This is a genomic window from Arenibacter lacus, from assembly GCF_008711145.1.
Lineage (GTDB): Bacteria > Bacteroidota > Bacteroidia > Flavobacteriales > Flavobacteriaceae > Arenibacter > Arenibacter amylolyticus.
In genome coordinates this window covers 1-1,029 of record NZ_VVIN01000184.1, presented here as the reverse complement: position 1 = coordinate 1,029, position 1,029 = coordinate 1, and the positions used below count along the sequence as shown (strand labels likewise).

The following is a 1,029-nucleotide window of genomic DNA, read 5'->3' as shown; positions in this document are numbered from 1 at the left end:
ATAACGTGCCGCGTATTGGCGATGGGCGGGATTTTTAGCACTGAACTTTAATCGAAGAACAGAAGTTGAATTTTGCACTTCCGTTGATACGAAGCCGTTCAGCCCGCCTATTGCCAATACGATGTTGTACGACGTAGTTATGTTTTGGGTTTTAGTCCAGCTAAATATTTTCGTATGTCATTTTCTAATTTATCCGGGTATTTGTACTCTAATTTTTTTGACAATTCAGTTCCTATTTCTGAAACTAAATCAGTCATTGAAAATAGAGCAGTCCAATTTTCCTTTATATCGCTCCCTGAAAATGTTTGTTCTGTTTTAGCCCACATTTCCTGGTTAAGATACTTTTTGAAAAGTCGTCCATATTTATTGGTCGTTATGTTCCAATTGTGTTCACTTGCAATGTGCCATTCAATTAAAGGAATTAAATATTCTGTGCGAATAACGGTTTCCGACATAAATTTCGCATAGAATATTTCATCTCTCACAAGACACTTTGCCACGTAAGTTGTGTCCCACCAAAAATCGTTTATTAGATTTTGAAACTCTTTTTCAGACGGTTTTTTGATAATGGAAATTTGATAAGTTGGTTTCAGCATTTGCTTTGTAATACCATCTTTATCAATTAAAATTTTATAACCAATATCCCAATCTTCTGGTAATTCTTTCTCTTGCGTTTCCTTTATAAATTTTGATTTGCTGTAAAGTTTAAAATCTACTTTCACACCGTCTTCATAAAGTAGCATTTTCATTGCGTGTTTATGGTTAAAACAACTTTCGTCTTCTTCAATCATAGCAATTGGATTTCCGAATTTAAGCGTCCAGCTTTTGTCTGAAATGTAATTTGTATTATCCTCAAAAACAAATTCAATGTCTAAATCACTAAATTCGTCAACAAGTGCTAAAGGATTTACAAGTGAACTTGTCAGAAGAAGAACTCTTACATCTTCGTTTTTCTCCGACCATTCTATAATTGTTCTTAACTTTTCTTCTCTGACTTTCATTTTGTTTGGTTCGGTTTTACTATGTCGT

1 protein-coding gene is annotated in these 1,029 nt (G+C 33.7%); it reads right to left on the bottom strand.

Annotated features, from left to right (window positions below):
* Window positions 1-137 precede the first annotated feature (137 nt).
* Window positions 138-1,001, bottom strand: a complete 864-nt coding sequence (locus F1E73_RS17055) for an aminoglycoside 6-adenylyltransferase AadS (RefSeq protein ID WP_003013318.1) — start codon at window positions 999-1,001, stop codon at window positions 138-140.
* Window positions 1,002-1,029 lie beyond the last annotated feature (28 nt).